16 protein-coding genes are annotated in these 24,549 nt (G+C 67.3%); 2 read left to right on the top strand and 14 right to left on the bottom strand.

Annotated features, from left to right (window positions below; translation table 11 throughout):
- Window positions 1-43 precede the first annotated feature (43 nt).
- Window positions 44-3,532 carry a response regulator gene (locus FHW64_RS25790; protein WP_184531065.1) on the bottom strand — a complete coding sequence of 1,163 codons (3,489 nt, stop codon included), beginning with the start codon at window positions 3,530-3,532 and terminating at the stop codon, window positions 44-46.
- 182 nt (window positions 3,533-3,714) lie between these two features.
- On the opposite strand from FHW64_RS25790, the gene FHW64_RS25785 reads away from it, so the two are divergent.
- Window positions 3,715-4,419, top strand: a complete 705-nt coding sequence (locus FHW64_RS25785; protein WP_184531064.1) for a glycine zipper 2TM domain-containing protein — start codon at window positions 3,715-3,717, stop codon at window positions 4,417-4,419.
- On the opposite strand, the gene FHW64_RS25780 is transcribed toward FHW64_RS25785, so the two are convergent.
- The 3 genes from FHW64_RS25780 to katE all read right to left on the bottom strand — a co-directional run bounded on the left by FHW64_RS25780 (window position 4,373) and on the right by katE (window position 8,565).
- Window positions 4,373-5,170: an alpha/beta fold hydrolase gene (locus tag FHW64_RS25780; RefSeq protein ID WP_184531063.1), complete on the bottom strand. Its 798-nt coding sequence runs from the start codon at window positions 5,168-5,170 to the stop codon at window positions 4,373-4,375. The two genes, FHW64_RS25785 and FHW64_RS25780, sit on opposite strands and share 47 nt — an antisense overlap.
- Window positions 5,167-6,207, bottom strand: coding sequence for a M14 family zinc carboxypeptidase (locus FHW64_RS25775; protein WP_184531062.1), 1,041 nt, complete (start codon window positions 6,205-6,207; stop codon window positions 5,167-5,169). Before FHW64_RS25775 ends, FHW64_RS25780 begins: the two co-directional genes overlap by 4 nt.
- 180 nt (window positions 6,208-6,387) lie before the next feature.
- On the bottom strand, window positions 6,388-8,565 hold the full coding sequence (gene katE / locus FHW64_RS25770) for a catalase HPII (RefSeq protein WP_184531061.1): 2,178 nt from the start codon (window positions 8,563-8,565) through the stop codon (window positions 6,388-6,390).
- A gap of 286 nt (window positions 8,566-8,851) precedes the next feature.
- Here katE and FHW64_RS25765 point away from each other — a divergent pair, with 286 nt between their 5' ends.
- Window positions 8,852-9,706 carry a transglutaminase family protein gene (locus FHW64_RS25765; RefSeq protein ID WP_184531060.1) on the top strand — a complete coding sequence of 285 codons (855 nt, stop codon included), beginning with the start codon at window positions 8,852-8,854 and terminating at the stop codon, window positions 9,704-9,706.
- Here FHW64_RS25765 and ligD read toward each other — a convergent pair.
- The 10 genes from ligD to paaE all read right to left on the bottom strand — a co-directional run bounded on the left by ligD (window position 9,688) and on the right by paaE (window position 24,542).
- Complete coding sequence (gene ligD, locus FHW64_RS25760; protein ID WP_184531059.1) at window positions 9,688-12,246, bottom strand: DNA ligase D; 2,559 nt, start codon at window positions 12,244-12,246, stop codon at window positions 9,688-9,690. The genes FHW64_RS25765 and ligD overlap by 19 nt on opposite strands.
- Window positions 12,243-13,211 carry a Ku protein gene (locus FHW64_RS25755; protein ID WP_184531058.1) on the bottom strand — a complete coding sequence of 323 codons (969 nt, stop codon included), beginning with the start codon at window positions 13,209-13,211 and terminating at the stop codon, window positions 12,243-12,245. The genes ligD and FHW64_RS25755 overlap by 4 nt, the downstream gene beginning before the upstream one ends.
- An 88-nt stretch (window positions 13,212-13,299) precedes the next feature.
- Entirely contained in the window at window positions 13,300-15,750 is a 2,451-nt protein-coding gene (locus FHW64_RS25750) for a mechanosensitive ion channel family protein (protein ID WP_184531057.1), read from the bottom strand.
- Between the two features lie 68 nt (window positions 15,751-15,818).
- Complete coding sequence (gene paaZ / locus FHW64_RS25745; protein WP_184531056.1) at window positions 15,819-17,864, bottom strand: phenylacetic acid degradation bifunctional protein PaaZ; 2,046 nt, start codon at window positions 17,862-17,864, stop codon at window positions 15,819-15,821.
- A 17-nt stretch (window positions 17,865-17,881) separates the two neighbouring features.
- A complete protein-coding gene (locus FHW64_RS25740) occupies window positions 17,882-18,622 on the bottom strand; it encodes an ABC transporter ATP-binding protein (RefSeq protein WP_184531055.1) in 741 nt (246 codons plus the stop codon).
- Window positions 18,623-18,624: 2 nt separating this feature from the next.
- Complete coding sequence (locus tag FHW64_RS25735) at window positions 18,625-20,451, bottom strand: ABC transporter permease subunit (protein WP_184531054.1); 1,827 nt, start codon at window positions 20,449-20,451, stop codon at window positions 18,625-18,627.
- The gene (locus tag FHW64_RS25730) at window positions 20,448-21,476 is read right to left on the bottom strand and encodes a branched-chain amino acid ABC transporter permease (RefSeq protein WP_184531053.1); all 1,029 of its coding nucleotides are present in this window, start codon (window positions 21,474-21,476) and stop codon (window positions 20,448-20,450) included. The genes FHW64_RS25735 and FHW64_RS25730 overlap by 4 nt, the downstream gene beginning before the upstream one ends.
- A gap of 143 nt (window positions 21,477-21,619) precedes the next feature.
- On the bottom strand, window positions 21,620-22,774 hold the full coding sequence (locus FHW64_RS25725; RefSeq protein ID WP_184531052.1) for an ABC transporter substrate-binding protein: 1,155 nt from the start codon (window positions 22,772-22,774) through the stop codon (window positions 21,620-21,622).
- 45 nt (window positions 22,775-22,819) lie between these two features.
- Window positions 22,820-23,443: a TetR/AcrR family transcriptional regulator gene (locus FHW64_RS25720; RefSeq protein ID WP_184531051.1), complete on the bottom strand. Its 624-nt coding sequence runs from the start codon at window positions 23,441-23,443 to the stop codon at window positions 22,820-22,822.
- Window positions 23,444-23,456: 13 nt separating this feature from the next.
- The gene (gene paaE / locus FHW64_RS25715) at window positions 23,457-24,542 is read right to left on the bottom strand and encodes a 1,2-phenylacetyl-CoA epoxidase subunit PaaE (protein WP_184531050.1); all 1,086 of its coding nucleotides are present in this window, start codon (window positions 24,540-24,542) and stop codon (window positions 23,457-23,459) included.
- Window positions 24,543-24,549: the final 7 nt, after the last annotated feature.

The following is a 24,549-nucleotide window of genomic DNA, read 5'->3' as shown; positions in this document are numbered from 1 at the left end:
TTGCTCGGCGGACGCAGCGGCGATGGCGGCGATGCCTTTCCGGTCACAGCCGCTCCATCTTCGGCATCCACACGCGCAGCAGCGAGAAGAGGCGATCGAGGTCCACCGGCTTGGCCAGGTAGTCGCTGGCGCCGGCGGCGAGGCACTGCTCCTGGTCGTCCTTCATGGCCTTCGCGGTGACCGCGATCACCGGCAGCTTGTCGAAGCGTGGGTCCTGCCGCAGGCGGCGCGTGGCTTCGAGACCGTCCATCTCCGGCATCATCACGTCCATCAGTGCGAGGTCGATGTCGCCCACCTGGTCGAGCTTCTCCAGCGCCTCGCGTCCGTTGCGCGCCACTTCGACCGCCGCGCCGCGCTGCTCCAGCGCGCTGGTCAGGGCGAAGATGTTGCGCACGTCGTCGTCCACCAGAAGGATGCGGCGGCCCTCGAAGACGCGATCGCGGCCGCGCACCGTCTTCAGCATGTTGCGGCGTTCGGTCGAAAGATCGGCCTCCACCTTGTGCAGGAACAGCGTGACCTCGTCGAGCAGGCGTTCCGGCGAGCGGGCGCCCTTGATGATGATCGAGCGCGAATACCGCAGCAGCTCGGCCTCTTCGTCGCGCGTGAGGTTGCGGCCGGTGTAGACGATGACCGGCGGGAAGGAGACGATCTCCTCGGTCGCCATGCGCTTGAGCAATTCGCTGCCCTGCATGTCGGGCAGCCTGAGGTCGGTGATCATGCAGTCGAAGACGCGCGTGCGCAGCAGCTCCAGCGCCTCCTCGCCCGATTCGACGGCGGTGATCACCACGTCCTCGTCGCCGATCAGCTTGACCACGCTCTCGCGCTGCACCGCGTCGTCTTCCACCAGCAGCACCGCCTTGACCTTCTGCGCGAGCTTGTCCTCGATGCGGCGGAACACGTCCATGAGCTGCTCGCGCGACGCGGGCTTGTGGGCATAGCCGATCGCGCCCATGTGCATCGCGGCTTCCGTGCTTTCCGCCGCCGACACCACATGCACCGGGATGTGGCGCGTCTGCGGATCGTCCTTCAGCCGCTGCAGTACGGCGAGGCCGGGACTGTCCGGCAGGCGCATGTCGAGCAGGATCGCGTCGGGAAGGAACCGCGTCGCGAGGCTGTAGCCGTCGCCCGCGCCGTGCGCCACGAGGCAGTGGTAGCCGAGCTCGTGCGCGAGGTCGTAGAGGATGTGCGCGAACTGCGGCTCGTCCTCGATCACCAGCAGGCGACGCGTCTGGTCGGGCGGCAGCTCGCGATCGTCGGGGAACTGCGGAACGACAGGCGGCGCTGGCACCGCGGCGGGTGCCGTGGCCGGCGGCAATGCGCGGCCCTGCGTGCGGACGGGCGCCGGTGCCGCGCGATCCGGCACGGCCGGGGCCTCCGATGCGCCGGCCTGTGGCGCCTGCGCGGGCAGTGCCAGCGTGAAGGTGCTGCCAACGCCCGGCGTGCTGCACACCGAGAGCTTGCCGCCCAGCAGTTGCGCGAGGTCGCGCGAGATCGAGAGACCCAGGCCCGTGCCGCCGTATCGCCGGCTTGCGGTTCCGTCGGCCTGGCGAAAGGCCTCGAAGATCACATCGAGCTGGTCCGCGGCGATGCCGATGCCGGTGTCCACTACCTCGAACAGCGCGCCTCCCTCGGGCGCGCCGCGTACGGTCAGGGTCAATTCGCCCCGGTCGGTGAACTTCAGCGCATTGGCGAGCAGGTTCTTGAGGATCTGCTCGACCCGCTGCCGGTCGGTGACCAGCGTGGGCGGCGCATCCGGTTGCACCTCCACGCGCAGCGCAAGCCGCTTTTCGTCGGCCTGGGGCCTGAACAGGTCTTCGAGGCCCGCGGCGATCTTCGCCACGCCGACCGGTTCCGCGACCACTTCGAGCTTGCCGGCTTCGACCTTCGCGATGTCGAGGATGTCGTTGATCAGCACCAGCAGGTCGTTGCCCGAGCCGTAGATCGAATCCGCGAACTTCACCTGCTCTTCGCTCAGGTTGCCCTGCGCGTTGTCGCGCAGCAGCTTGGCAAGGATCAGCGCGCTATTGAGCGGCGTGCGCAGTTCGTGCGACATGTTCGCGAGGAACTCGGACTTGTAGCGGCTGGCCTGCTGGAGTTCGTCCGCACGATCCTCCAGATCGCGCTGTGCGCGGCGCAGGGCGGCGTTGCGCAGGTCCAGCGCCTCGGTGCGCTCGGAGAGCTGGCTGTTGGTCTGTTCCAGCTCGGCCTGCTGGTTCTCCATCGCGGTCTGCGAAACGCGCAGCGCGCGCGACTGCTCTTCCAGTTCCTCGTTGGCGGTGCGCAGCTCTTCCTGCTGCACTTGCAGCTCTTCGTTGAGCTGCTGGGTTTCGGCCAGCGCATCCTGCAGTTGCTCGCGGTAGCGCACCGCGGCCACTGCGCTGCCGATGTTGGCGGCGACCATGTCGAGCAATTGATGGGTCTCGGTACTGGGTGTGCGCAGGAACCCGAGCTCCACCACGCCGTTGATAAAACCGTCGCTCGACACCGGCAGCAGCACCGCAGCCACCGCAGGCATGTCGCCCAGGCCTGAATTGACCTTTAGGTAGGCGGCTTCCACCGGCTCGATCAGCATGCGCCGCCGCTCGGTCGCGACCTGCCCGACGAGGCCTTCGTTCGGCGCGAAGACCTGCTGCGACGCATCGGCTTCCGCCGAGAAGCCGTAGCTCGCCACGCGCCGCAGCGAGCCCTGGCGCTCGCGCAGGTAGAACGCGCCGACCGGGCTGCCGACGTGGCGCGAGAAGAAGGTGAGCACCTTGCGCCCCATCTCCTGCGCGCTGAGCTCGCCGACCAGTTCTCCGCTCAGTTCGGTCTGCGCGCCGCGCAGGCGCGACTGCGCCTCCACCACCGCGGCATTGGCGGCCTGATCCCGGAGCACCTCGTCGTAGTTGCCGGACAGCCGCATCAATTGCCGGCGCCCGAAGTACGCCATGAGCCCGGTCGCGACGAGCGTGAAGAGCACGAAAAAGGCAACCACCGCGATCGCGGTGCGGTTCGCGTCGTTGTTGCGCTGGAAGCGCAGGCTCTGCTCCGCATCCATGAAGGTTGCGTATTCGGTGCGCATCTCGTCGGTGATGCGTTTGCCCCTGCCGAGACGCACGGCCTCGCTCACCTCGCCTCCGTTGCGGCGCCGCTCGATCAGATCGCTCGCGAACGCGTTCCAAGCGTTCTGCAGCGAGGCGATGCGGTCCACCCGCTCCGTCTGGCCGCGGTTGTCGGACACCAGCGACTTCAGCGCACCGAGGTCGTCCTTCAATCGCGCGAGCGCGCTGTCATAGGGCTCGAGGAAGCTCGCGTCGCCCGTGATGAGGTAGCCGCGCATCCCCGTTTCCATGTCGATGCTGCGGCGCTGTGCCTCGGCCGCGGAGCGGGTCACGCGATCGGTGTGCTCCACCAGCGCGATGGTCGAGAGCAGGTAGGCGATGAGCAGCACGAACACCACGGCACCGATGACGCCGCCGATCAATGGCAGCTTGAGGTTGCGATTCAGAAGGCGCTGGAAGTCTTCGGTATCGATCGTTGCCTGGGTCTTCATGAAGGGTGGTTGCTAAGCGCAGAAAAACCCATTGAGCGTGCCGGAGTCCGGGCCATCGATGTGTCGGATAACGCCGCGCGATGACGTGCGCTCCGCGCCCTACCGTGCGCCGTGCTTGTAGGACCGCGGTGAATTGACAGATGCGCGGCATCGGCGATGCTCATGGTGAAAGGGAACACCCCATGGACTCGAATTCCGTCGTCACTCCCTCCGCGACCCGGCCGTCCCGGGCGCTCTGGATCGCCATCGGCGTGCTGTCGGTCGCAGTGGCGGCCCTGGGCGGCGCGCTGGTCCACAAGCAGGTCGAGAGCACCGCGCAGCCGCAAGCGACCCAGCTCGCCGCAGCGCCACCGGTACGCGCACCGGACGACTTCAAGCCGCCCGTCGCTCAAGCGACGCCCGATCCTCCTCCGCCCCAGGCTGTTGCCGCTGTGACGCCACCGCCGCCGGTGAGAGCGCCGGCCGTCATTGCGCAGAACGCCCCGGCGAGCGGCCCCGCGCCGGCCGCGGACGAAGGCGCGGCTCCGCCGCCGCCCGTGCACAAGGTCTGCACGGTATGCGGGCATGTCGAATCGGTCCGGACGATCAAGCATCAAAAGCCCACCACTGGCGTCGGCGCAGTCGCGGGCGGCGTGGTTGGCGGCGTGGTCGGTAATCAGATCGGCAGTGGCCGCGGCCGCACGCTGGCAACCGTGGCCGGTGCCGTGGGCGGCGGCTTCGCGGGCAACGAGATCGAGAAGCGCACGCACACGGAGACGGTCTATCAGGTCAGCGTCCGCATGGACAACGGCACGCTGCGCACCGTGGAGACCGCCATCGCCCCGCCGATCGGCAAGGCCGTCACGCTGAAGAACAACGTGCTGCGTCCGGCGGACGGCCACAAGTGAGTGCGGCCGCCCACTGCGCGACCTGACCGGCCACCCACGGGCCATCGTCGAGCGGGAGATCGTGGCCCGCCGTCGGGTGCAGGGCTATCGGCACCCGCCACGCCTGGGCGAGGCGCTGCGAGCAGCGCGCGTCCACCAGCCCATCGCGCTGGCTCGAGAGCACCAGCAGCGGCACGGCCGGCGCCTCCGCGGACGCGCGGTAGCGCATCGCCGCCCACAGTTGCCGCAGCGCATTCGAACCACTCACCGGCCGCGATTCGCGCAGCGCGGTCCATGCGTCCACCGTGCGGTCCGCATCCGGGGGGTGCCGCGTGGTGATGGCGAGGATGATCCGCTCTCGCAGACGAGCGCTGCTCCCGGGCCACACCACGCGAAGCAGCGCGCCGTAGTTCGCGGGGCGCAGGCGGCGATACCAGCGACTGAAAGGCCGCAAGCTGGTGTTGACCAGCACGCAGGCCGCCAGTTCTTCGGGGTGTCGCGAGGCCCAGTCCGCCGTCACCATCGCACCGAGCGACATCGCCACGACGCACACCGGCGTGGTGACGCCGAGCGCGCGAAGTTGCTCGCGGCAGTCGTCGACATAGGCCTCGATCCGGGCCGGGCTCCGGTGGCCGTTCAGGCGGCCGTTTCCGGGCAGGTCGATCGCGATCACGTGGCTGCCTTCCGGCAGGTGGTCGCGCAGCATTGCCGGAAACGTGCCCCAGTGGCCGATTTCGCGCGTGAGGCCGCGCAGCAGCACCCAGGTGGTCACCGCCCGCCCCTTCCACGCTTGCCGTCGCCGGCATACCAGCGCGCGAGCGCGCGGCGCGTGTGCTCTTCCCTGCCTGCGCCGGTGGGCAGCCAGCGCTCGTGGCTGCACGCGGCGCGCGTGAGGAAATCCAGCCAACCCACATGGCGACGCAGCACGCGCTGCTGGCGGTGCTCGATCATCGGATTGAAGATGCCGTGCCGCGAGAAAAGCTGCTTCGGGTTCTTCTTCACCCATAGCCACGAGCCCATCTCCAGCGTGAGCGGCAGGAACACGCGCCCGCGTTCGCACGCGTGCAGGTAGAGGTGATCCCACAGGTCGCCGTGCGCGAGGTACTGGCGGCTTTGCGGCTCCAGCACATAGCGATGGTGCAGCAGCGTGTCGTCCACGATCTCGCACAGCGCATGCATCTCGGCCAGATGCTCGATCGGGCGCGACGCATGCGCGAACGGAAACCAGATGCGGTCGGCAAGACCAAAGCCGGAGTGGCAATCGATCGCGATGCTGAACGGGCGATTCAGCAGTTCGGTTTCGACGAGCTCGCACAGTGCCGCGCTCTCGCGCTCCATCGGTGCGCCCGGTGCCCCGCGGAACCATGGCAGGTTGGCACTCACGCGCTGACCGCCGATGAGAAAGGGAACGCGCTCGACTGAATCGACCGGCGCATTGCGCATCAGGTCCACACCGTTCGGATTCGCGCGCGTGCCAAGCCAGAGCCCGCCCGGGTTGACCACCGGCATGAACACCAGCCGCACGTCCTCCAGCAGGCGCTGCACAGTGGAATCCCACTGCAGCCGCATCACGAGGCTGCGCAGATAGGCGATGGTGACTTCGGCCCCGATGCGCTCCAGCCCATGCACCCCGCCGAAGAAGCCGATCGCGGGCGCGTCAGGTGCGCTGCTGCCGAGAATGAATGCCTCCAGCGCGAAGCGTTGCGCGCCGGCCTCGACCTCGCCCAGCGCGCGGCGCGTCATGCTCGCGCCCGCCCGTTGGGCGAGCGCCTGGAGCTCCAGCAATTCGGGCAGGTCGGGGGACTTCACGCGCGCAGGATAGCGAGGCGCGCGGACACGAAAGCGTCACAGACGCGCGCTAGCGTGGCGCGACCATGATCCGCATTTCCCGCCACGCCATCGCCCTGCTCTCGGGCGCCCTCGAACTCGCCGCGCTGGCGCGCTCGCGCTGGTCGGTGCGCCACGGCGCCCGATAGCGCCGTCCCGGGGTCAGGCGGGCACGGATTCCACGTTCGCCCGATCCCAGTGCCGATGCTTCGCGATCGCCGCGATGAAGTCCTGCGCGATCTGCGTCGCAGCTGTCGTGTCGCCGAGATTGGTGACGGGCGTCGGCGCCACGATCACGCCCGCCGGCAACGGCGTCGTGTCGGCATCGACGCCCAGCGTGGAGAGCAATTGCACGCCCTCGCCCACCGTGCAGATCGCCTTGCAGTGCTTGTAGGCCTCCAGCACGAAGTGCACCGCATCGCCGTTGCGTGACATCGCTTCGGCGCCCTGCGCACCCGCGGGCACGAGCACCGCGTCGAACATGATCGAAGGCATGTTGATGTAGGTCGCATCCACCTCGAGCTGACGCTTCGACGCGCTCGCAACCGTGCCGAGCTGCGGGCCGACCACCTTGCATTGCGCACCGGCCTTTTCGATCGCCTCGCGAATCGGACGCAGCGACGCCGAGTCGACACCATCCGCCACGAGGATCGCGATCTTGCGCGTCTTGATCGAGCCGTCCCCCGTGTCCATCATGCTGAGCGCCGGCGATTCCTCGATCGACATCGTGATGCGGTGATCACGAAATCCGGCGCGGCCCGCGGCCGCCTTCGCATCGGGCGCATTGATGCCGAGCGGCTCGGCCACGCGGCGCGCGAGCTTCTCGTCCACGTGCGCAAGGTTGTCCACCATGCGCTGGCGCACCGCCGGCACCTCGCACTTCGACAGCTCGAAGCGGAAGCCCGCGATGATGTGTTCCTTCTCGGGCGCGCTCTGGCTGTTGAAAAAGAGCCGCGCCTGCGTGAAGTGGTCGTCGAACGAGGGACTGCGCCGGCGTACCTTCGGCGGCTCCAGGTCCTCGGGGAACGACTGGAAGCCGGCGCTGCCGCCATCGACCCGGAAGTCCTTGCCGTCCACCAGCGAGTGCGGTTCGTACGCGACCTGGCCGCGCGCGATGGTCATGCGGTGCATCCCGTCGCGCTGGAAGTTGTGGAAGGGGCACACGCCCTTGTTGATCGGAATCTCGTGGAAGTTCGCACCGCCCAGGCGCGAGATCTGCGTGTCGGTGTACGAGAAGAGCCGGCCCTGCAGCAGCGGGTCGTTCGTGAAGTCGATGCCCGGCACCACATGGCCCGGGTGGAAGGCCACCTGCTCGGTCTCGGCGAAGAAGTTGTCCGGGTTGCGGTTGAGCACCATGCGGCCGATGCGCTGCACCGGAACCATCTCCTCCGGAATGATCTTGGTCGGATCGAGCAGGTCGAAGCCGAAGGCGTGCTCCTTGTCGTTGGGGATGAGTTGCACGCCCAGCTCCCATTCGGGGAAGTCGCCGTTCTCGATGGCCTCCCACAGGTCGCGCCGATGGAAGTCGGCGTCCTTGCCGGCGATCTTCTGTGCCTCGTCCCACGCAAGGCCGTGGATGCCGAGCTTCGGCTTCCAGTGGAACTTGACGAAGTGACTCTCGCCGCGCGCGTTGATGAAGCGGAAGGTGTGGATGCCGAAGCCTTCCATCATCCGCAAGCTGCGCGGGATCGCACGGTCCGACATCGCCCACATCAGCATGTGCGTGCTCTCGGGCATCAGCGATGCGAAGTCCCAGAAGGTGTCGTGCGCGCTGGCGGCCTGCGGGATCTCGTTGTGAGGCTCGGCCTTGACCGAATGGATGAGGTCCGGAAACTTGATCGCATCCTGGATGAAGAACACCGGGATGTTGTTGCCCACGAGGTCGTAGTTGCCCTGCTGCGTGTAGAACTTGACCGCGAAGCCGCGCACGTCTCGCACTGTGTCGGCCGAGCCGCGCGATCCGGCCACGGTCGAGAAGCGCACGAACACCGGTGTCTTCACCGCCGGGTCTTGCAGGAAGTCGGCACATGTGAATTGCGACATCGACTTGTAGACCTCGAAGTAACCATGCGCCGCCGCGCCGCGCGCATGCACCACGCGCTCCGGAATGCGCTCGTGGTCGAAGTGCGTGATCTTCTCGCGCAGGATGAAGTCCTCGAGCAGCGTCGGGCCGCGCACACCGGCGCGCAGCGAGTTGTGGTTGTCCGGAATCTGCACGCCCTGGTTGGTGGTAATCAGCGGCGCGTTCTCCGTGGTGAAGGTGTCGAGCTGTTCCTGCTTCGCGTTCGCGCCGTTGGCCGTCTTCTGGCGACGGCCCGCGGCCTTGTTCTGTTGCGTCATCGAGGTTCCTTCGTCGGAGATAGGGATCGCTGGGGATCGCGCTCGGACAGGGACAGGCCGCGACGGCGCGATGGGATTCCAGAGCTTAGGCACCGCTCCCGGCAACGACCGTAGTGGCCGCACACCGCGATGTGTGGGAGCTTCGCGGCGCCGACAGTAGGACTTCGCCGACGAAGGATCGCGCTGGATTTGGACTACGCGCCTTCGCGTATTCGTCCACTCATCGGCCGCAGGTTTCGGTCCCTAGCATGGCCGCACCTTTCATCCGTCATCGAGCCCTCGCACCATGCTCATCCACATCGGCTTCGACATCGAACTGGCGGTCGCCTCGCCCACCGCGCTCATCTACATGCTGCACGTGCACCCTTCGCGCGCCGCCGACATCCAGGGCGAAGCCGGCGAGCGGGTCACGATCTGCCCGCAGCTTCATGCCGACCACTACACCGACGTGTTCGGCAACCATTGCGCGCGCGTCGACGTGCCGCAGGGCGTCGGCAAGATCCGCCTGCGCAACGAGGCGGTGGTGTTCGACACCGGCTGGCCGGACGCGGTGAACCCGCATGCCGTCACCGACCATCCGGCCCACCTTCCGACCGGCACGCTCCAATTCCTGCTGCCAAGCCGCTATTGCGAAGTCGACAGTGAGCTGCTGCAGCTTGCGTGGAACCTGTTCGGCAATGTCGCGCCCGGATGGCAGCGCGTGCAGGCCATCTGCGACTTCGTGCACCAGCGGGTCCGATTCGACTACGCATGTGCGCGAGCCACGCGGACCGCGCTGGATGTCTTCCGCGAGCGGGTCGGCGTGTGCCGCGACTTCACCCATCTCGCGATCACGCTGTGCCGGTGCATGAACATCCCGGCGCGCTACGCGACGGGCTACCTCGGCGACATCGGCGTGCCGGCGGCGCCGTATCCGATGGACTTCAGCGCGTGGTTCGAGGCGTATCTCGGCGATCGCTGGTACACCTTCGACGCACGGCACAACGTGCCGCGCATCGGCCGCATCGTCATTGCACGCGGGCGTGACGCCGCCGACGTGCCGATCACGATGCTGTTCGGCGCGAACACGCTGGAGCGCTTCGAGGTGACGACCGAGGAGGTGGTGGCGGCGCCCGCCGTCGCTCAAGCCGAGGGCGTGTAGCCGAGCTTCTTCATGGCCGGGCCGAGCGCCTTCGCGCTCTTCGCCATGCCTTCCCACGGCGTGTTGCCCGCGGGAAGCCGACGGCCGATGTTTCGCACCGTCCATTGCGATGCGCTCGTCAGGCCGGGCAATTCGTCCCACGCCACCGGCACCGACACCCCAAGGCCCGGCCGCGAACGCGCCGACCACGCGGCGACCGTCGTCGCGCCGAAGCCGTTGCGCAGGTAGTCCACGAAGATCTTTCCCACCCGATTGCGCGGCCCGCTCTTGGCGACGAATCGGTCCGGAATGACCTGCGCAAGGTGCTGCACCACCGCCTGCGAGAAGCCCTTGACCGTGTCCCAGTCGTATTGCCGGCGGATCGGCACCATCACGTGCAGGCCCTTCCCGCCGCTGGTCTTCAGGAAAGGCACCAATCCGAGCTCGGTCAGGATGGTGTGCACCAGCAGCGTGGCCTCCTGCATCTGCGGCCACTGGATGCCTTCGCCGGGGTCGAGGTCGAACGTCATCCGGTCAGGCTTGTCGATCGCGTTCGAGGTGGCGTTCCAGGTGTGCAGCTCGATCACGTTCATCTGCGCTGCAGATAGCAGCCCCCGCTCGGTGTCGATCTGCAGGAGCGGCTCGTGGTCGCGGTCGAGCGACGGATCGAGCAGCGTCACCCCCGGCAGTTCGGTCTTCTTCGCATGCTTCTGGAAGAAGAGCTCGCCGCCCACGCCGTCGGGCGCGCGCACCAGCGACACGGGACGGCCCTTGAGGTGCGGCAAGATGAGTTCCGCCACCTGCTCGTAGAACGCGACGAGTTCGCCCTTGGTGATGCCGCTTTCCTTGTCGACCACCCGGTCGGCGTGTGTCACGCGCTGCTTCGGCACGGAGCGCGTGCCCTGCCCGGCAGGCTTCGCCGGCTCGGCCTCCGGCGCGAACGCGGTCTCGCGGCGAATCTGCCTGGCGGGCTTGTCAGTGCGCAGGCCCTGGAAGACGGAATGGCGGATGCGATCGTCGTCCGTCCATTCGCCGAACGACACCTCGCACACCAGCACCGGTTCGACCCACTGCGCCTTCACACCGGCCGGCCGCCTGGCAAAGGGGCATTCGTTGCTCTGCACCTTGTCGAGCCTGCCCTTGATGTCCGCAAGCCGGCCTGCGTCGAAGCCGGTGCCGACATTGCCGCAGTACTGCAGCGCGCCCGCGTCGTCGTACACGCCGAGCAGCAGCGAACCGAAGCCTTCGCGCGAGCCCTTGGGCGCGGTATAGCCGCCGATGACGAATTCCTGCCGCCGCTGGTTCTTGAGCTTGATCCAGTCGGGCGAGCGTCGCGACACATAGCCCGAACCCCGGCGCTTGCCGATGATCCCCTCGAAGCCGATGCGCGCCGTCGAAGCGAGCAAATCGCGCGGCGCGGCCTCGAAGGCTTCGCTGAAGCGCAGCAGCGGATCCGGCTCGCTGCCGAGCATGGTGGCGAGCAGGTCGCGTCTTTGCTCGACCGGCACGCCGCGCAGGTCGCGCCCGTCGAGAAACGGAACATCGAAGAGCCAGTAGACGATCGAAGAAGTCGATCCACGGTCGAAGGCGTTCTGCAGCGCCTGGAAGTCGGGCGCGCCGTGTTCGTCGTCGACCACGATCTCGCCATCGAGCCAGGTCGAGCGCACCGGCAGCTTCGCGAGCGCATTCGCCAGTGCGGGCAGCTTCGAGGTCCAGTCGTGCCCGTTGCGGGTGATGCACTGGACCTTGCCCTTCGCGTCGATGCGCGTCAGCAGGCGGTAGCCGTCGAACTTCAGCTCATAGAGCCAGTCGTCGGCGCGCGCCGGGGGCTCGGTTGCCAGCGTCGCGAGCTGCGGCGAAAGCATGTCGGGCAAATCGGCCTTGAGTCCGGGCGGTTCCGCGGGCTTCGCTTTCGCAGGCTTCGCGTCCGGCTCGGCCTTTCGCTCATAGGTCACCGGCGGCGGGCTGTCGACGTCGCGCCCAGTCAGCACGCTGTCGGGCTCGGCCTCGACCACGTCGTATTCGCCGATCGGCCGCGCTTCGCTGTCGCGTTCCTTGATGAGCAACCAGGGCTCCTGCTTCTCGCCGGCCTTGCCGTGCATGCGCACCAGCGTCCAGTGCCCGCGCAGCTTCTTGCCGCGTAGTTCGAACTTGAGCTTGCCTTCGGCCAGCGTCTTGTGCACATCGCCCAGCGGTATCCAGTCGCCGCGGTCCCACACGATCACCGTGCCCGCGCCGTACTGCTTGGGCGGGATGGTGCCTTCGAAGCTCGCATACGAGATCGGATGGTCTTCGACGTGCACCGCCATGCGCTTCACGGTCGGGTCGAGGCATGGCCCCTTCGGCACCGCCCAGCTCTTGAGCGTGCCGTCGAGTTCGAGCCGGAAGTCGTAGTGCAGGCGGCTCGCATGGTGCTTCTGGACCACGAATGAGAGAACGCCACTCCGCGCGCTACCGCCGGAGCGCGGCTCCGGCGTCTTCTTGAAATCGCGCTTGCGGTGGTATGGCGCGAGTGCGTCGGATTCCGCCTGATTGCCCACTGTGGTGTCCTTCCGGGTCATGCCGCCTTGCGGGACGTCTTCGCCGATGTGCGCTTGCGCGCGGCCTTCCGGGCCGGCGGCTTGCGCGCCTTCTTCGCTGGAGTCTTGCCAGCGGCGTCGGCGCTCTTGTCTTCATCCGGCTCGGACTTGCCGCGATTCTTGCGCAAGCTGCGCTGCAACAGTTCGGTGAGATCCACCACATTGCTGCCGCGCTTTCCTTCCGCTTCCTCGCTCGCCTCGGGCTTGGTGACCTCTTCGGTCTGACCCGCCTTCACCTTCTCGTCGATCAGCTTCGTGATCTTCTCGGTGAACGAATCCTCGAAGTCGGCCGGATCCCAGTCATCGCTCATGTCCTTCACGAGTTGCTCGGCCATCTTCAACTCGTGTTCGGTGACGCCGGCCTGCTTCGGGCTTTCGGCCGGCAGCGGCAGGTCTTTCCATGGCCGGATGTCCGTGCCCCAGCGCAGGAGGTTAAGCACCAGGCCGGGGCCGGCGGGCACCAACACCGCGAGGTGTTCCTTGGTCTGGATCACCACCCGGGCGATGCCGATGCGGCCGACGCGCTTGAGGGTGTCGCGCAAGAGTGCATACACCTTGCTCCCGCCGCGGCCGCTCGGCGCCAGGTAGTAAGGCCGATCGAGATAGATGAACGGAATGCTGTCGGCCGGCACGAAGCGCTCGATCGTCACCGTCTGCGTGGTCTTCGGGTAGGCGGCCTCGATCTCCTTGTTGCTCAGCACGACGTACTGGCCGCTCTCGTATTCCACGCCCTTCACGATCTGCTCGCGGGCGACTTCCCTGCCGGTCTTCTTGTTCACGCGCTTGTAGCCGACCGGATCCATGGTGCGCTTGTCGAGCCAGTCGAAGTCGATGCCGTGGTTGACCGTGGCCGCATAGAGGGCCACCGGGATGTAGACGAGGCCGAAGCTGATCGAGCCCTTCCACAGGACACGCGGCGCAGGAGGCTTGGGCTTGGATTTGGGCATGGTGCAGTTCTCCAGGCTCGACCGTAGTTTGCGCCCGCTCCTGCCTATGTAGGAGCGCAACGGCGGGGGATGCAGGCCCGCACCATCGCTAGGTCACGCGGCCCGCGAAGCGCTCCAGCACGTCGGAGGCCCCGGCGCTGAGGTGCACTTCGCTCTGCGGCTTCGGCACTTCGATGCCTGCCTCGGCGAGTGCGGTGCGGATGTTCTTCGCGAGGTTGCTGCGCACCACCAGCCAGTTCACGCCTTCCACCGTCCATGCGCGCAGGCTGATCTGCAGCAGGCCGCCGTTGAGGCCCATCACGATGGCCTCCGGCGCGGGCAGCACCGACACGCCTTCGATATCGCGCGCGACACGCTGCAGCAGTTCCATGGTTCGCTCGGCCGGCACGTCGGGGCGCGTGTTCACCTCGAGTTCGATGCGGCGCCGGGTTCCGCTGAGCGTCCAGTTGACCAGCTTGTCGGCCAGCAGCACGCCGTTCGGGATCACCACATCCGCGCCCTCGAAGGTGGTGACGATGGTGGCGCGGATGCCGATGTGGTTCACCGTTCCCAGCAGGCCCGCGATATCAACCACGTCGCCGGGACGGATCGGCCGCTCGAACATCAGGATCAGGCCCGCGACGAAGTTCTTGACCACGTCCTGCAGGCCGAAGCCGATACCGACACCGAGCGCACCGAACACGATCGCCAGTTGCCCCACCGGAAAGCCCAGCAACCCGAGCGCCGTCAGCAGTCCGAAGGTGATGAGGAAGTAATAGGTGAGCGAGGAGATGCTGTTGCCCACGCCCCGCGGCAGCGACATCGAGGGCAGTACGTCCTTCTGCAGCACCTGCCGGATCACGCGCGCAACCCAGAAGGCCACGAAGACCGCCGCGACGAAGGCGACGACGTTGCCGAGGCTCAACGACAGCGTGCCGAGCGTGAACACATGGTTGAGCGCACTGGCGAGCATGTCCGAGAGCGGCCGGTAGATCCGGAACGACTGCAGCAGGATCACCACGAACGCCACCGCCAGCAAGGCGCGCCCGACCTGCGCACCGGTCTGCGCCCAAGACCGCCCGCCCTGCGCCACCTGCGACACATCGTGGCGGATGAAAAGCACCTGCGCGAGCGCAACCACGATGGTGACCGCGGCATACATCACCAGCCCGAGGTAGCTGCTGTCGAGCACCGCCGAAGCCAGCGTGACGGCCAGCGAGACGTTGCCCAGCAGGTTCGACACGACGGCGAGGCCGAGCGCCACGCCCGCCGCGCCCAGCAACAGCACCATGACCGGTTGCTTGTGCGCGGGGGTGCCCACAGGCACTTCGCGGCGCGCGCGCACGAAGAGCATCACCACGGTCGCGAGCATCACGAGGTCGAGCAGCAGCAGGAAGCTCCGGTACAGGAACTCGTTGCTCACCGGCAATGAGGCCAGCATGTTGAGCATGTAGAAACCCGCGCTCAGGTAGGCCCACGGACCGACCGCCGACAAAAGCCGCGACGGCAGCAGCCGCAGCATGGGCAGCCACGCCAGCAGCATGAACAGTTGCTGGCGCACCGCCGGCCCCTTGAAGTCGAAGACCACCGCGAACAGTGCCACCAGCACCAGCCATGCGGCCCAGGGCCGGCTGAGCGGCTTGACCGAATCGGGCGTCACCAGCCCGTCCGCCACGAGCCGGCGAGCTCGGCTGCGCAGCCACAGCAGCAGCGGCAGCAGCAGAAGCGCACTTGCGACCAGCACCCGCAGCAGGCCGAGGTTCGCGGCGTCATGGTCGCGCGCGAGCGCCGATTCGATCGCCAGGCTCTGCCGGAGTCCGGCGCGGAAGGGCTCCAGCTCGATGCGGCTCCGGCCCGGGCTTTGCCAGAGCGGTGGCGCATCCATCGACAACAGGCGGCGGTCCAGTTCGTCGATACGCTGCTGCACCTCGGATTCTTCATCGCGCACCTGCCGGGCAAGCTCGCCCGCGATGCGGCCGACGTGCAGGGACTTGGCAAGCGGGTCGGCCACCGTCTTCTCCGCCTGCTCGGTCTTGGCGATCAGCTCGTCGACACGCTCGCGCAACGCCGGCGCGATGGCCTGCGCATCGCGGCCGGTGGCGCTCCATTGCGCGCGCATGCTGGTCAGCGCGGCCGCGTCTTCGGAAAGCTCTCGCGCGATGCGCGACGCCCGCGTGCGCAAGTCGGTCAGTTCGCGCGCATAGAGCTGCCAGTGCCGCTGCAGGCTTTCGAGGCGGCGCATCGGCAGGTCGTCGAGCTTGTGTTCGGCCGACTGTTGCGCGAGCCGGTTGATGGAGTCCGACAGGCGCCCAAGGCTGGCTTCCAGGCGCAGGAGTTCGTCGTCCTGCTTGGCGCGCTGCACCGCCGTCTGGATGCGATGCTCGTCCGCATCGGCGCGCGCGGTGATGTCTGCGGTGGGAATGGGTCCGACGGTCGCGGCCGGAGCCGCGGCGGATTCCTCGGGGGTGGCGGCCCACGACGACGGGCCCGACAGGCAGGCCGCGATGCCGAGGAGGAGGATCGGAAGGATCCCCCTCCGTGCGCGCACAAGTCCGTCCATGCGGCGGAATTGTGCTCACGATCGCCCGATTGGCAAGCCGGGCGAAGATCGACCGGATCGGCCCGGCCTCAGCTCCGCTTGGCGACCAGCGTCAGGATGTCGTAGCTGGCGACCAGATCGCCGTCCTGGTTGGTCACTTCCACATCCCAGGCGACGACGCCCTGGCCGACGCCGTTGGCGTCCTTCTTGTTGCGGTCGATCTTGCGTTTGCAGGTCAGGCGCGCGCGGATGGTGTCGCCGATGCCCACCGGCTTGACGAAGCGCAGCGTGTCGAGCCCGTAGTTGGCCAGCACCGGCCCCGGCGCGGGCGAGACGAAGAGTCCCGCCGCCGCCGACAGCACGAAGTACCCGTGCGCGATGCGCTTGCCGAACGGGCTCTCCTTGGCCGCGATCTCGTCGAAGTGCATGTAGAAGTAGTCGCCCGAGATGCCGCCGAAGGCGACGAGGTCGGCCTCGCCGACCGTGCGGCGGTGCGTGAGCAGCGAATCGCCGATCGCGAGATCCTCGAAATGCTTGCGGAACGGATGCACCTCGGATTCGTTGAGCTTCGCGCCGCGCATGTATTCACCGGTGACTGCCGCGAGCATCGTCGGCGAGCCCTGCACCGCCGTGCGCTGCAGGTAGTGCTTGACCGCGCGCAGGCCGCCCAGCTCTTCGCCGCCGCCCGCGCGGCCCGGGCCGCCGTGCTTCAGGAAGGGCAGCGGCGAGCCGTGGCCGGTGGATTCGACCGCCGCTTCGCGATCGAGCACCAGCATGCGGCCATGGTGCGCCGCCGCGATCGGAATCGCCTTCGCGGCGGTCGCCGGATCCTTGGTGACCAGCGTGCCGACGAGGCTGCCGCGACCGCGTGCGGCGAGCGCGAGCGCTTCGTCGATGCCGTCGTAGGGCATCAGCGTGCTGACGGGGCCGAAAGCTTCGACGTCATGTACCGCGTCGTGGCGCAGCGGGTCGCGCGACAGGAGCAGTGTGGGCGAGAAGAACGCGCCTTCCGCGACGCCCTCGCCTTGCGGCGCGAAGCCGTCGCGCTCGCCGTAGACCAGTTCAGCACCCTGCATCAGCGTGCGAACGCGCTCGGCCACGTCGGCCTGCTGCGCATGCGATGCCAGCGCGCCCATGCGGACGCTTTCCAGCGACGGATCGCCGACCACCGTCTTGGCGAGGCGGGCGCTCAACCTTTGAGCCACCGCATCGAGATGCTGGCGCGGCACGATCGCGCGGCGGATCGCGGTGCACTTCTGGCCGGACTTGACCGTCATCTCGCGGGCCACTTCCTTCACGAAGAGGTCGAACTCCTCGTCGTCCGGCGACACGTCGGGTGCGAGGATCGCGCAGTTGAGCGAGTCGGCCTCGGCGTTGAAGGGGATCGACTGGCGAACGATGTTCGGGTGCACGCGCAGCTTGGCCGCCGTGTCGGCGGAGCCGGTGAAGGTGACCACGTCGGCGCCGTCAAGGCGGTCGAGCAGGTCGCCCGTGCTGCCGATCACGAGCTGCAGGCTGCCTTCGGGCAACAGGCCCGAGCGGTGCATGAGGCGCACCAGCGCTTCGGTCAGGTAGCTGGTCGAGGTCGCCGGCTTGCCGATGCAGGGCATGCCCGCGAGGAAGCTCGGCGCCCACTTTTCGAGCAGGCCCCAGACCGGGAAGTTGAAGGCGTTGATGTGCACTGCGACGCCACGGCGCGGCACCAGGATGTGCGTGCCGGCGAAGCTGCCCTTCTTGCCGAGCGGGATCGCGGGGCCTTCGTGCACGAGGTTGCCCGAGGGCAGTTCATTGCCGCCGATGCCCGCATAGGCTGCAAGCGTGCCCGCGCCGCCCTCGATGTCGATCCAGCTGTCGGCGCGCGTCGCACCGGTGTGGGCCGAGATCGCGTAGAGCTCTTCCTTGTGCTCAGCGAGGTACTTGGCGAGCGCGCGCAGCCGCTGCGCACGCTGCTGGAAATCCATCGCGAGCAAGTTCGTGAGGCCCACGGTGCGTGCGTGATGCAGCGCCTCGCCGAAGTCGATGGACTCGGCGTGCGTGCTCGCCACCGGACGCCCGTTGACGGCACTCTGGAGCACCTGCGCGCCCTGCTGGCCGAGCCAGCGACCGCCGATGAAGCTTTGAAGGATCTGGGTCATGAATTTCTCCGAAGAAATCAGGCGGCGACAGCGTTCTTGTTGCCCAGCCCGAGGTAGGTGTCGATGATTCGCCGGTCGTGCAGCAGCGCCTGCGCAGGACCAGTGAGCGCGACCGCGCCGGTTTCCAGCACATAGCCACGATCGGCGACCTGCAATGCGGCGCGTGCGTTCTGCTCCACGAGCAGCACCGACACGCCATGCGAGCGCAGCGACGAGACGACATGCAGCACTTCGCGCACGATCAGCGGCGCGAGGCCGAGCGAGGGCTCGTCGAGCATCAGCAGCTTGGGCCGCGCCATCAGCGCACGGCCGATCGCGAGCATCTGCCGCTCGCCGCCCGAAAGCGTGCTGGCAAGCTGGGCGCGACGCTCCTTGAGGCGCGGGAAGATCGCGAAGACTTCCTCCATGCGCTCGCGCTGGTCGCGCCGGCCGGTGCGCCAGCGGTAGAAGCCGCCGAGCAGCAGGTTGTCCTCGACCGGCATTTCGCCGAACAGCTCGCGCCGCTCGGGCACGAGTGCCACGCCACGCGCGACCATCGCCTCGACGCTAGGCCGCGCGATGCGCTCGCCCGCCAGCGTCAGGCTGCCGGTGGAAGGCAGCAGGCCCATCGCAGCGCACAGCAGCGTGGTCTTGCCCGCGCCGTTGGGACCGATGACGGTGACGATCTCGCCCTCGTCCACGCGCAGGTCGACGCTGTGCACCGCTTCGACAGCGCCATAGGCGACGCTGAAGCCCTGGAGTTCGAATAGAGGATTCATGCTCAAGCCGCCATGGGGACGGGTTCGTCGCTGCCGCCCAGATAGGCGTCGAGCACACGGGGGTTGACCTGCACTTCGGCGGGCGTGCCTTCAGCGATGACGGTGCCGAACTCCAGCACCGTGATGCGGTCGGCGAGGTTCATCACGAATTCCATGTCGTGCTCGACGATGAGGATGCCCAGGCCTTCGGCGCGTAGTTGCGACAGCAGGGTTGCGAGCGCCTGCTTTTCCAGGTGGCGCAGACCGGCGGCGGGCTCATCGAGCAGCAGCGCTGCAGGTTGGCCGGCGAGCGCACGGGCGATCTCGACGACCCGCTGCTGGCCGAGTGCAAGCGAGGCTGCGGGCACGTCGGCGTATTCGCCGAGGCCGCACCGTTCGATCTGGCGACGCGCTTCGGCAAGCAGTGCTGCCTCTTCGGCGCGGTCGAGCCGCAGCATCGAAGCGATCCAGCCGTGACGTCCGCGGCGGTGCGCGCCGACGGCCACGTTCTCCAGCACGGTGCGTGTGCCGAGCAGGCGCACATGCTGGAAGGTGCGGCCGAGGCCACGTGCGGCGTAGTCGCGCGAAGGCTTGCCGTTCATCGTCTCGCCGATGAGACGCACCTCGCCTTCGGTCGGATCGTCGACGCCCGAGATCATGTTGAAGAAGGTGCTCTTGCCCGCGCCATTGGGGCCGATGAGCGCATGCACCTCGCCGGCCTTGAGCGTCATCGCGACCGCGTTGTTGGCAACGAGGCCGCCGAAGCGCTTGGTGACCCTGTCCGATTCGAGCAGCAGCGTACCGGCAGCCGGAAGCGTACGGCTTGCGAGCGACGCCGTCGACTTCGGCACATGGACGGGCTCGGGCTTGAGGAAGCGCGACGACCAGCGCGCGAGCGTCGGCCACAGGCCTTCGGCAAAACGCTGCAGCACGAAGAGCATCAGCAGGCCGAAGACGATCACCTCGAAATTGCCGCTGGCGCCGAGCAGCTTGGGCAGGATGTCCTGCAGCTGTTCCTTGACCAGCGTGATCAGCGTCGCGCCGAGCACCGCACCCCACAGATGGCCAGCACCGCCAACCACTGCCATGAAGAGGTACTCGATGCCGATGTTGAGGTTGAACGGCGTCGGGTTCACGAAGCGCTGCATGTGCGCATAGAGCCAGCCCGACAGCGCCGCCAGCAGCGCTGCGAGCACGAACACCTTGACGCGGTAGCGCGCGGTGTCGACGCCCATCGATTCGGCCATCACGCGGCCGGACTTCAGCGCGCGGATCGCACGGCCTTCACGCGAATCGAGCAGGTTGTGCAGCGCCCAGAGCGAGAGCAGCAGCAGCGCCCAGATCAGCGGCCCGAGTGCGCGCGGGGATGCGAGCGAGAGGCCTGCAATGGTCAGCGCCGGCAGGCCGGTGATACCTGTTTGCCCACCGAGGAACTCGAGGTTGCCGAACAGGAAGTAGAGGCTCAGCCCCCATGCAATGGTGCACAGCGGCAGGTAGTGGCCGGAGAGCTTGAGCGTGATTGCACCCAGCGCCCAAGCGACGAGGAAGGTCAGCACCAGGCCCAGCGCGAGGCCGACCCATGGCAATGCACCGGCCGGCACCACGCCGCCCAGTGCGGCAGTCGCAGCGGGTGAAGTGCAGACCCACGCGGTGGCATACGCACCGATGGCGACGAACGCAGCCTGCCCGAAGGAGGTCATGCCGCCGATGCCGGTGAGCATCACGAGGCCTGCCGCGACCATCGAATAGAGGCCGATGTAGCTGAACATCGTGACGGTGAACTCGGGCAGCCAAGCCCAGCACAGCGCCAGCGCGGCAATGCAGATGAGGGTGAAGTGGCGGCGCGTCATTCCTCGTCCTCCACGTGGCGGCTATGGAGTGAACGCCACCACAGCACCGGAATGATCAGGGTGAACACGAGCACTTCCTTGAACGCACTGGCCCAGAACGAAGAGAAGGCTTCGAGCTGCCCCACCAGCAGCGCACCGAGCACCGCGATGGGATAGCTCGCGAGGCCGCCGACGATCGCCGCGACGAAGCCCTTGAGTCCGATGAGAAAGCCGGTGTCGTAATACACCGTGGTGAGCGGCGCGATGAGCAAGCCGGAGACGGCGCCGATCAGCGCCGCGAGCGCGAAGCTCAGGTCACCCGACAGGTCGGTCGGGATGCCCATGAGCCGTGCACCGACGCGGTTCATTGCCGTGGCGCGCAACGCCTTGCCGACGATGGACCGTTCGAAGAAGAGGAACATGAGAACCACGAGCGCAGCGGCCACGCCGACCACCACCATTGACTGGCCGGTGATGGCGAGCCCGCCGATCTCGACCTTTGCTTCGGAAAAGGGCGGCGTGCGCGAGCCTTCGGCCCCGAAGAACAGCAGGCCGAGGCCGACCAGCACGCCGTGCAGCGCCACCGAGACGATCAGCAGGATCAGCACCGTCGCATCCGCCAGCGGCCGGTAGGCCAGTCGATACAGCAGCGGGCCGAGCGGCGTGATGAGCACCAGCGCAGTTACCGCCTGCATCGCGAGCGACGTGGATTTCACACCGAGCACGAGCACGCAGGCCACCAGCGGGAACGCGACGGTCCAGACGGCCGTGGCCTTCCAGTCCACCGTCGCGCCGCGCTTCCAGCGCCAGCCTTCGACCGCCAGCGTGGCGACGGCCAGTGCGACCAACAGCCACAGCGTGGCCGGCGTACGTCCGGCGTTGAGCGCGGCCATCGACAAAGCGCCGAAAGCCACCAGTTCGCCCTGCGGGATGAAGATCACCCGCGTGACGGAAAACACCAGCACCAGCGCCAGCGCCATCAGTCCGTAGACGGCGCCGTTGACGATGCCGTCTTGCCCCAACAACAGGGCGATGTCGAAATCCATGTCCGTTCCTGTCAGTCCGTCAGCCTATGGCTTGCGTGCGCCATGCCGGGGATACCGCGGAACCGGCTTCGCCGGGCCGCAGGTATCGCCCCCTCGAAGGGGGTTGGCGTAGCGACACGAAGTGCGCGAAGCCTGGGGGTGGCTCAAGGTGATGGCGGGATGTATTTCCAGTTGCCGTTCTCGATCTTCACCATGACGCGGGCGCGTTGGTCGAGGCCGAGGTGATCGTTCGGCGTCATGTTGAACACGCCATGCGCACCCGGCAGTTCCTTGACCTGTTCGAGCGCATCACGCAGTGCGGCGCGGAATTCGGGCGTGCCGGGCTGTGCCTTCTTGAGTGCAACCGGAACGGCAGCAGCCATCAGCAGGCCGGTGTCCCATGCATGCGCGCCGAACGTCGAGACCGAGCCCTTGCCGTTCGCCGCTTCATAGGCGGCCACATAGGCCAGCGCGGACTTCTTCACCGGGTTGCTGGCAGGCAGTTGCTCGGCGACGAGCACCGGGCCGGCCGGCAGGATGGTGCCTTCGACATCCTTGCCGCCCACGCGCAGGAAGTCCGCGTTGGCGACGCCGTGCGTCTGATAGACCTTGCCAGCGTAGCCGCGCTCCTTGAGGCTCTTCTGCGGCAGTGCAGCCGGCGTACCGGAGCCGGCCACGAGGATCGCGTCGGGCTTGGCGGACATCAGCTTGAGCGTCTGGCCAGTGACCGAGGTGTCGGTGCGCGCATAGCGCTCGTTGGCGACGATCTTCAGCTTCTTGAGATCGGCAGCCTTCGAGAACTCCTGGAACCAGCCTTCGCCGTAGGCGTCGGAGAAGCCGACGAAGCCCACCGTCTTCACGCCGTTGGAGGCCATGTGCTCGGCGATCGCGAGCGACATCATGATGTCGTTCTGCGGCGTCTTGAAGACCCAGCGCTTCTTGGCATCGACCGGCTCGACGATGCGGGCCGATGCGGCCATGGAGATCACGGGCGTCTGGTTCTCGGCGGCCACATCGATCATCGCGAGCGAGTTCGGCGTGGTGGTCGAGCCGAGGATGATGTCCACCTTGTTCTCGGAGATCAGCTTGCGCGTGTTGTTGACCGCGGCAGTAGTGTCGCTGGCGTCATCGAGCACGATGTAGTTGACCTTCTGTCCCCCGATGGTCTTGGGCATCAGCGCGATGGTGTTCTTCTCGGGAATACCGAGCGACGCGGCCGGGCCGGTGGCCGAGACGGTCACGCCGACGTTGATGTCTGCATGTGCGAGCGCCGACGCCAAGAGGGCCGCGATCACCGCGAGGGGTTTGAAGTGTGTCATTGCATGTCTCCGTTTTGGTGGTTGATGAAAAAGTGAGCTGTGGTTCTATGCGTCCACGTGGACGATGCGCTGGGGAATCCTCACGCCGGGGAGACCCCCGAGGAAGAGATCGGCCACCACCGGGGCCATGGCGTCGTAGTCGAGTTCGCCGTCTGGGCGCATCCAGATGAACATCCAGTTGATCATGCCGAACAGCAGCATGGTCAGCGGCTTGGCGAGCGCGGCGTCTTGCAGGTCGGGGCGCAGTTCGAGCACCGCGCGCGCGAAGCCCGACACCACCTTGCGTTGCGTGCCGAGCACGCGCTCGCGGTCACCCTCTTCCATGAACTTCACGTCCTCGGTCAGCACGCGATGCGCATGCCGCGCGCCGGCGTATTCCTGAACGAAGCGGCGGATGAGTTCGCGCAGGTGCGCCTCGGCGTCGAGCTTCTGGGCCTCGACGTCTGTGACGAGCCCTTCGAGGCGCGACACATGGTTCTCGGCAATGCTGACGAGCAGGCTGTATTTGTCGCGGTAGTAGTGATAGAGCAAGGCCTTGGAGAAGCCGCACGCTTCCGCCACCTGGTTCATCGAGGTGGCGGAGTAGCCGCGGTTGGCGAAGAGCTGCGCGGCATGCTCCAGGATCATCTCGCGCTGATCGTCGTAACCGGGTGAGCGTCCACGGGCCATGGGATTCCTTCTACTAGCGTTCGTCGAATGAGAGGACCACCTTCTCTGTCAATGGATGGGCCTGGCAGGTCAGAACGAAGCCGGCCGCGACCTCGTTCTTGTCGAGCGCGAAGTTTCGCTCCATTCGCACCTCGCCTTCGACGACCTTTGCACGGCAGGTGCCGCACACGCCGGAAGTGCATGAGAACGGCACTTCGAGGCCCGAAGCCGATGCGCAGTCGAGGATGCTCGGCTGGTCCTTGCGGAACTCGATCTCGCGTTGCAGGCCGTCGCGGATGATCACGATCTTCGCGACTTCGGCATCGCCCGGTCGCGCTTCATGGATCACCGCACCCACCGGCGCGCCTTCGGGCGTCGCAACGCCGAAGCGCTCGATGTGGATGCGGTCTTCGGGCACGCCAGCGCCCAGCAACGCGGCTTCGGCCTCGTCGTTCATCTGGAACGGGCCGCAGATGTAGGCGTGGTCGATGCTGCCGGCCGGCACCACGCTGGCGAAGAACTCGGCCAGCTTCTCGCGGCTCATGCGGCCCATGTTGAGCGGCGCATCGGTCGGCTCGCCGCTGAACACGTGGTGCAGCACCAGGCGCGTCATGTAGCGGTTCTTCAGGTCCTCAAGCTCTTCCTTGAACATCGTGGACTGCAGCTTGCGGTTGCCGTAGATCAGCGTGAAGCGCGAGTTGGGCTCGCGCGCCAGCACCGTCTTCATGATCGACAGGATCGGCGTGATGCCGCTGCCGCCGACGATGCCGACGTGGTGGCGCTTCGATTCGGGCTCGATCGGCACGAAGAAGCGGCCTTGCGGCGCCATCACGTTGATGGTGTCGCCCGGCTGGAGCTTTTCGTTGATCCAGTTGGAGAAGGTGCCGCCCTTGACCTTGCGCACGCCGACGCGCAGTTCGCCGTCGTCGACGCCGGCGCAGATCGAATACGAGCGGCGCAGGTCCTGCCCGTCGATGTCCTTGCGCAGGGTGAGGTACTGGCCCTGCGTGAAGCCGAAGACTTCGCGCAATTCAAGGGGCACGTCGAAGGAGACGATCACCGCCTCTTCGGTGTCGGGTGCGATCTGGCGCACCGTCAAGGGATGGAACATCACGCTCATGTGGGGA

It is taken from the genome of Variovorax sp. Sphag1AA (assembly GCF_014192575.1).
Taxonomy (GTDB): Bacteria; Pseudomonadota; Gammaproteobacteria; order Burkholderiales; family Burkholderiaceae_C; genus Variovorax.
This window is presented reverse-complemented; position numbering and strand designations above follow the sequence as displayed.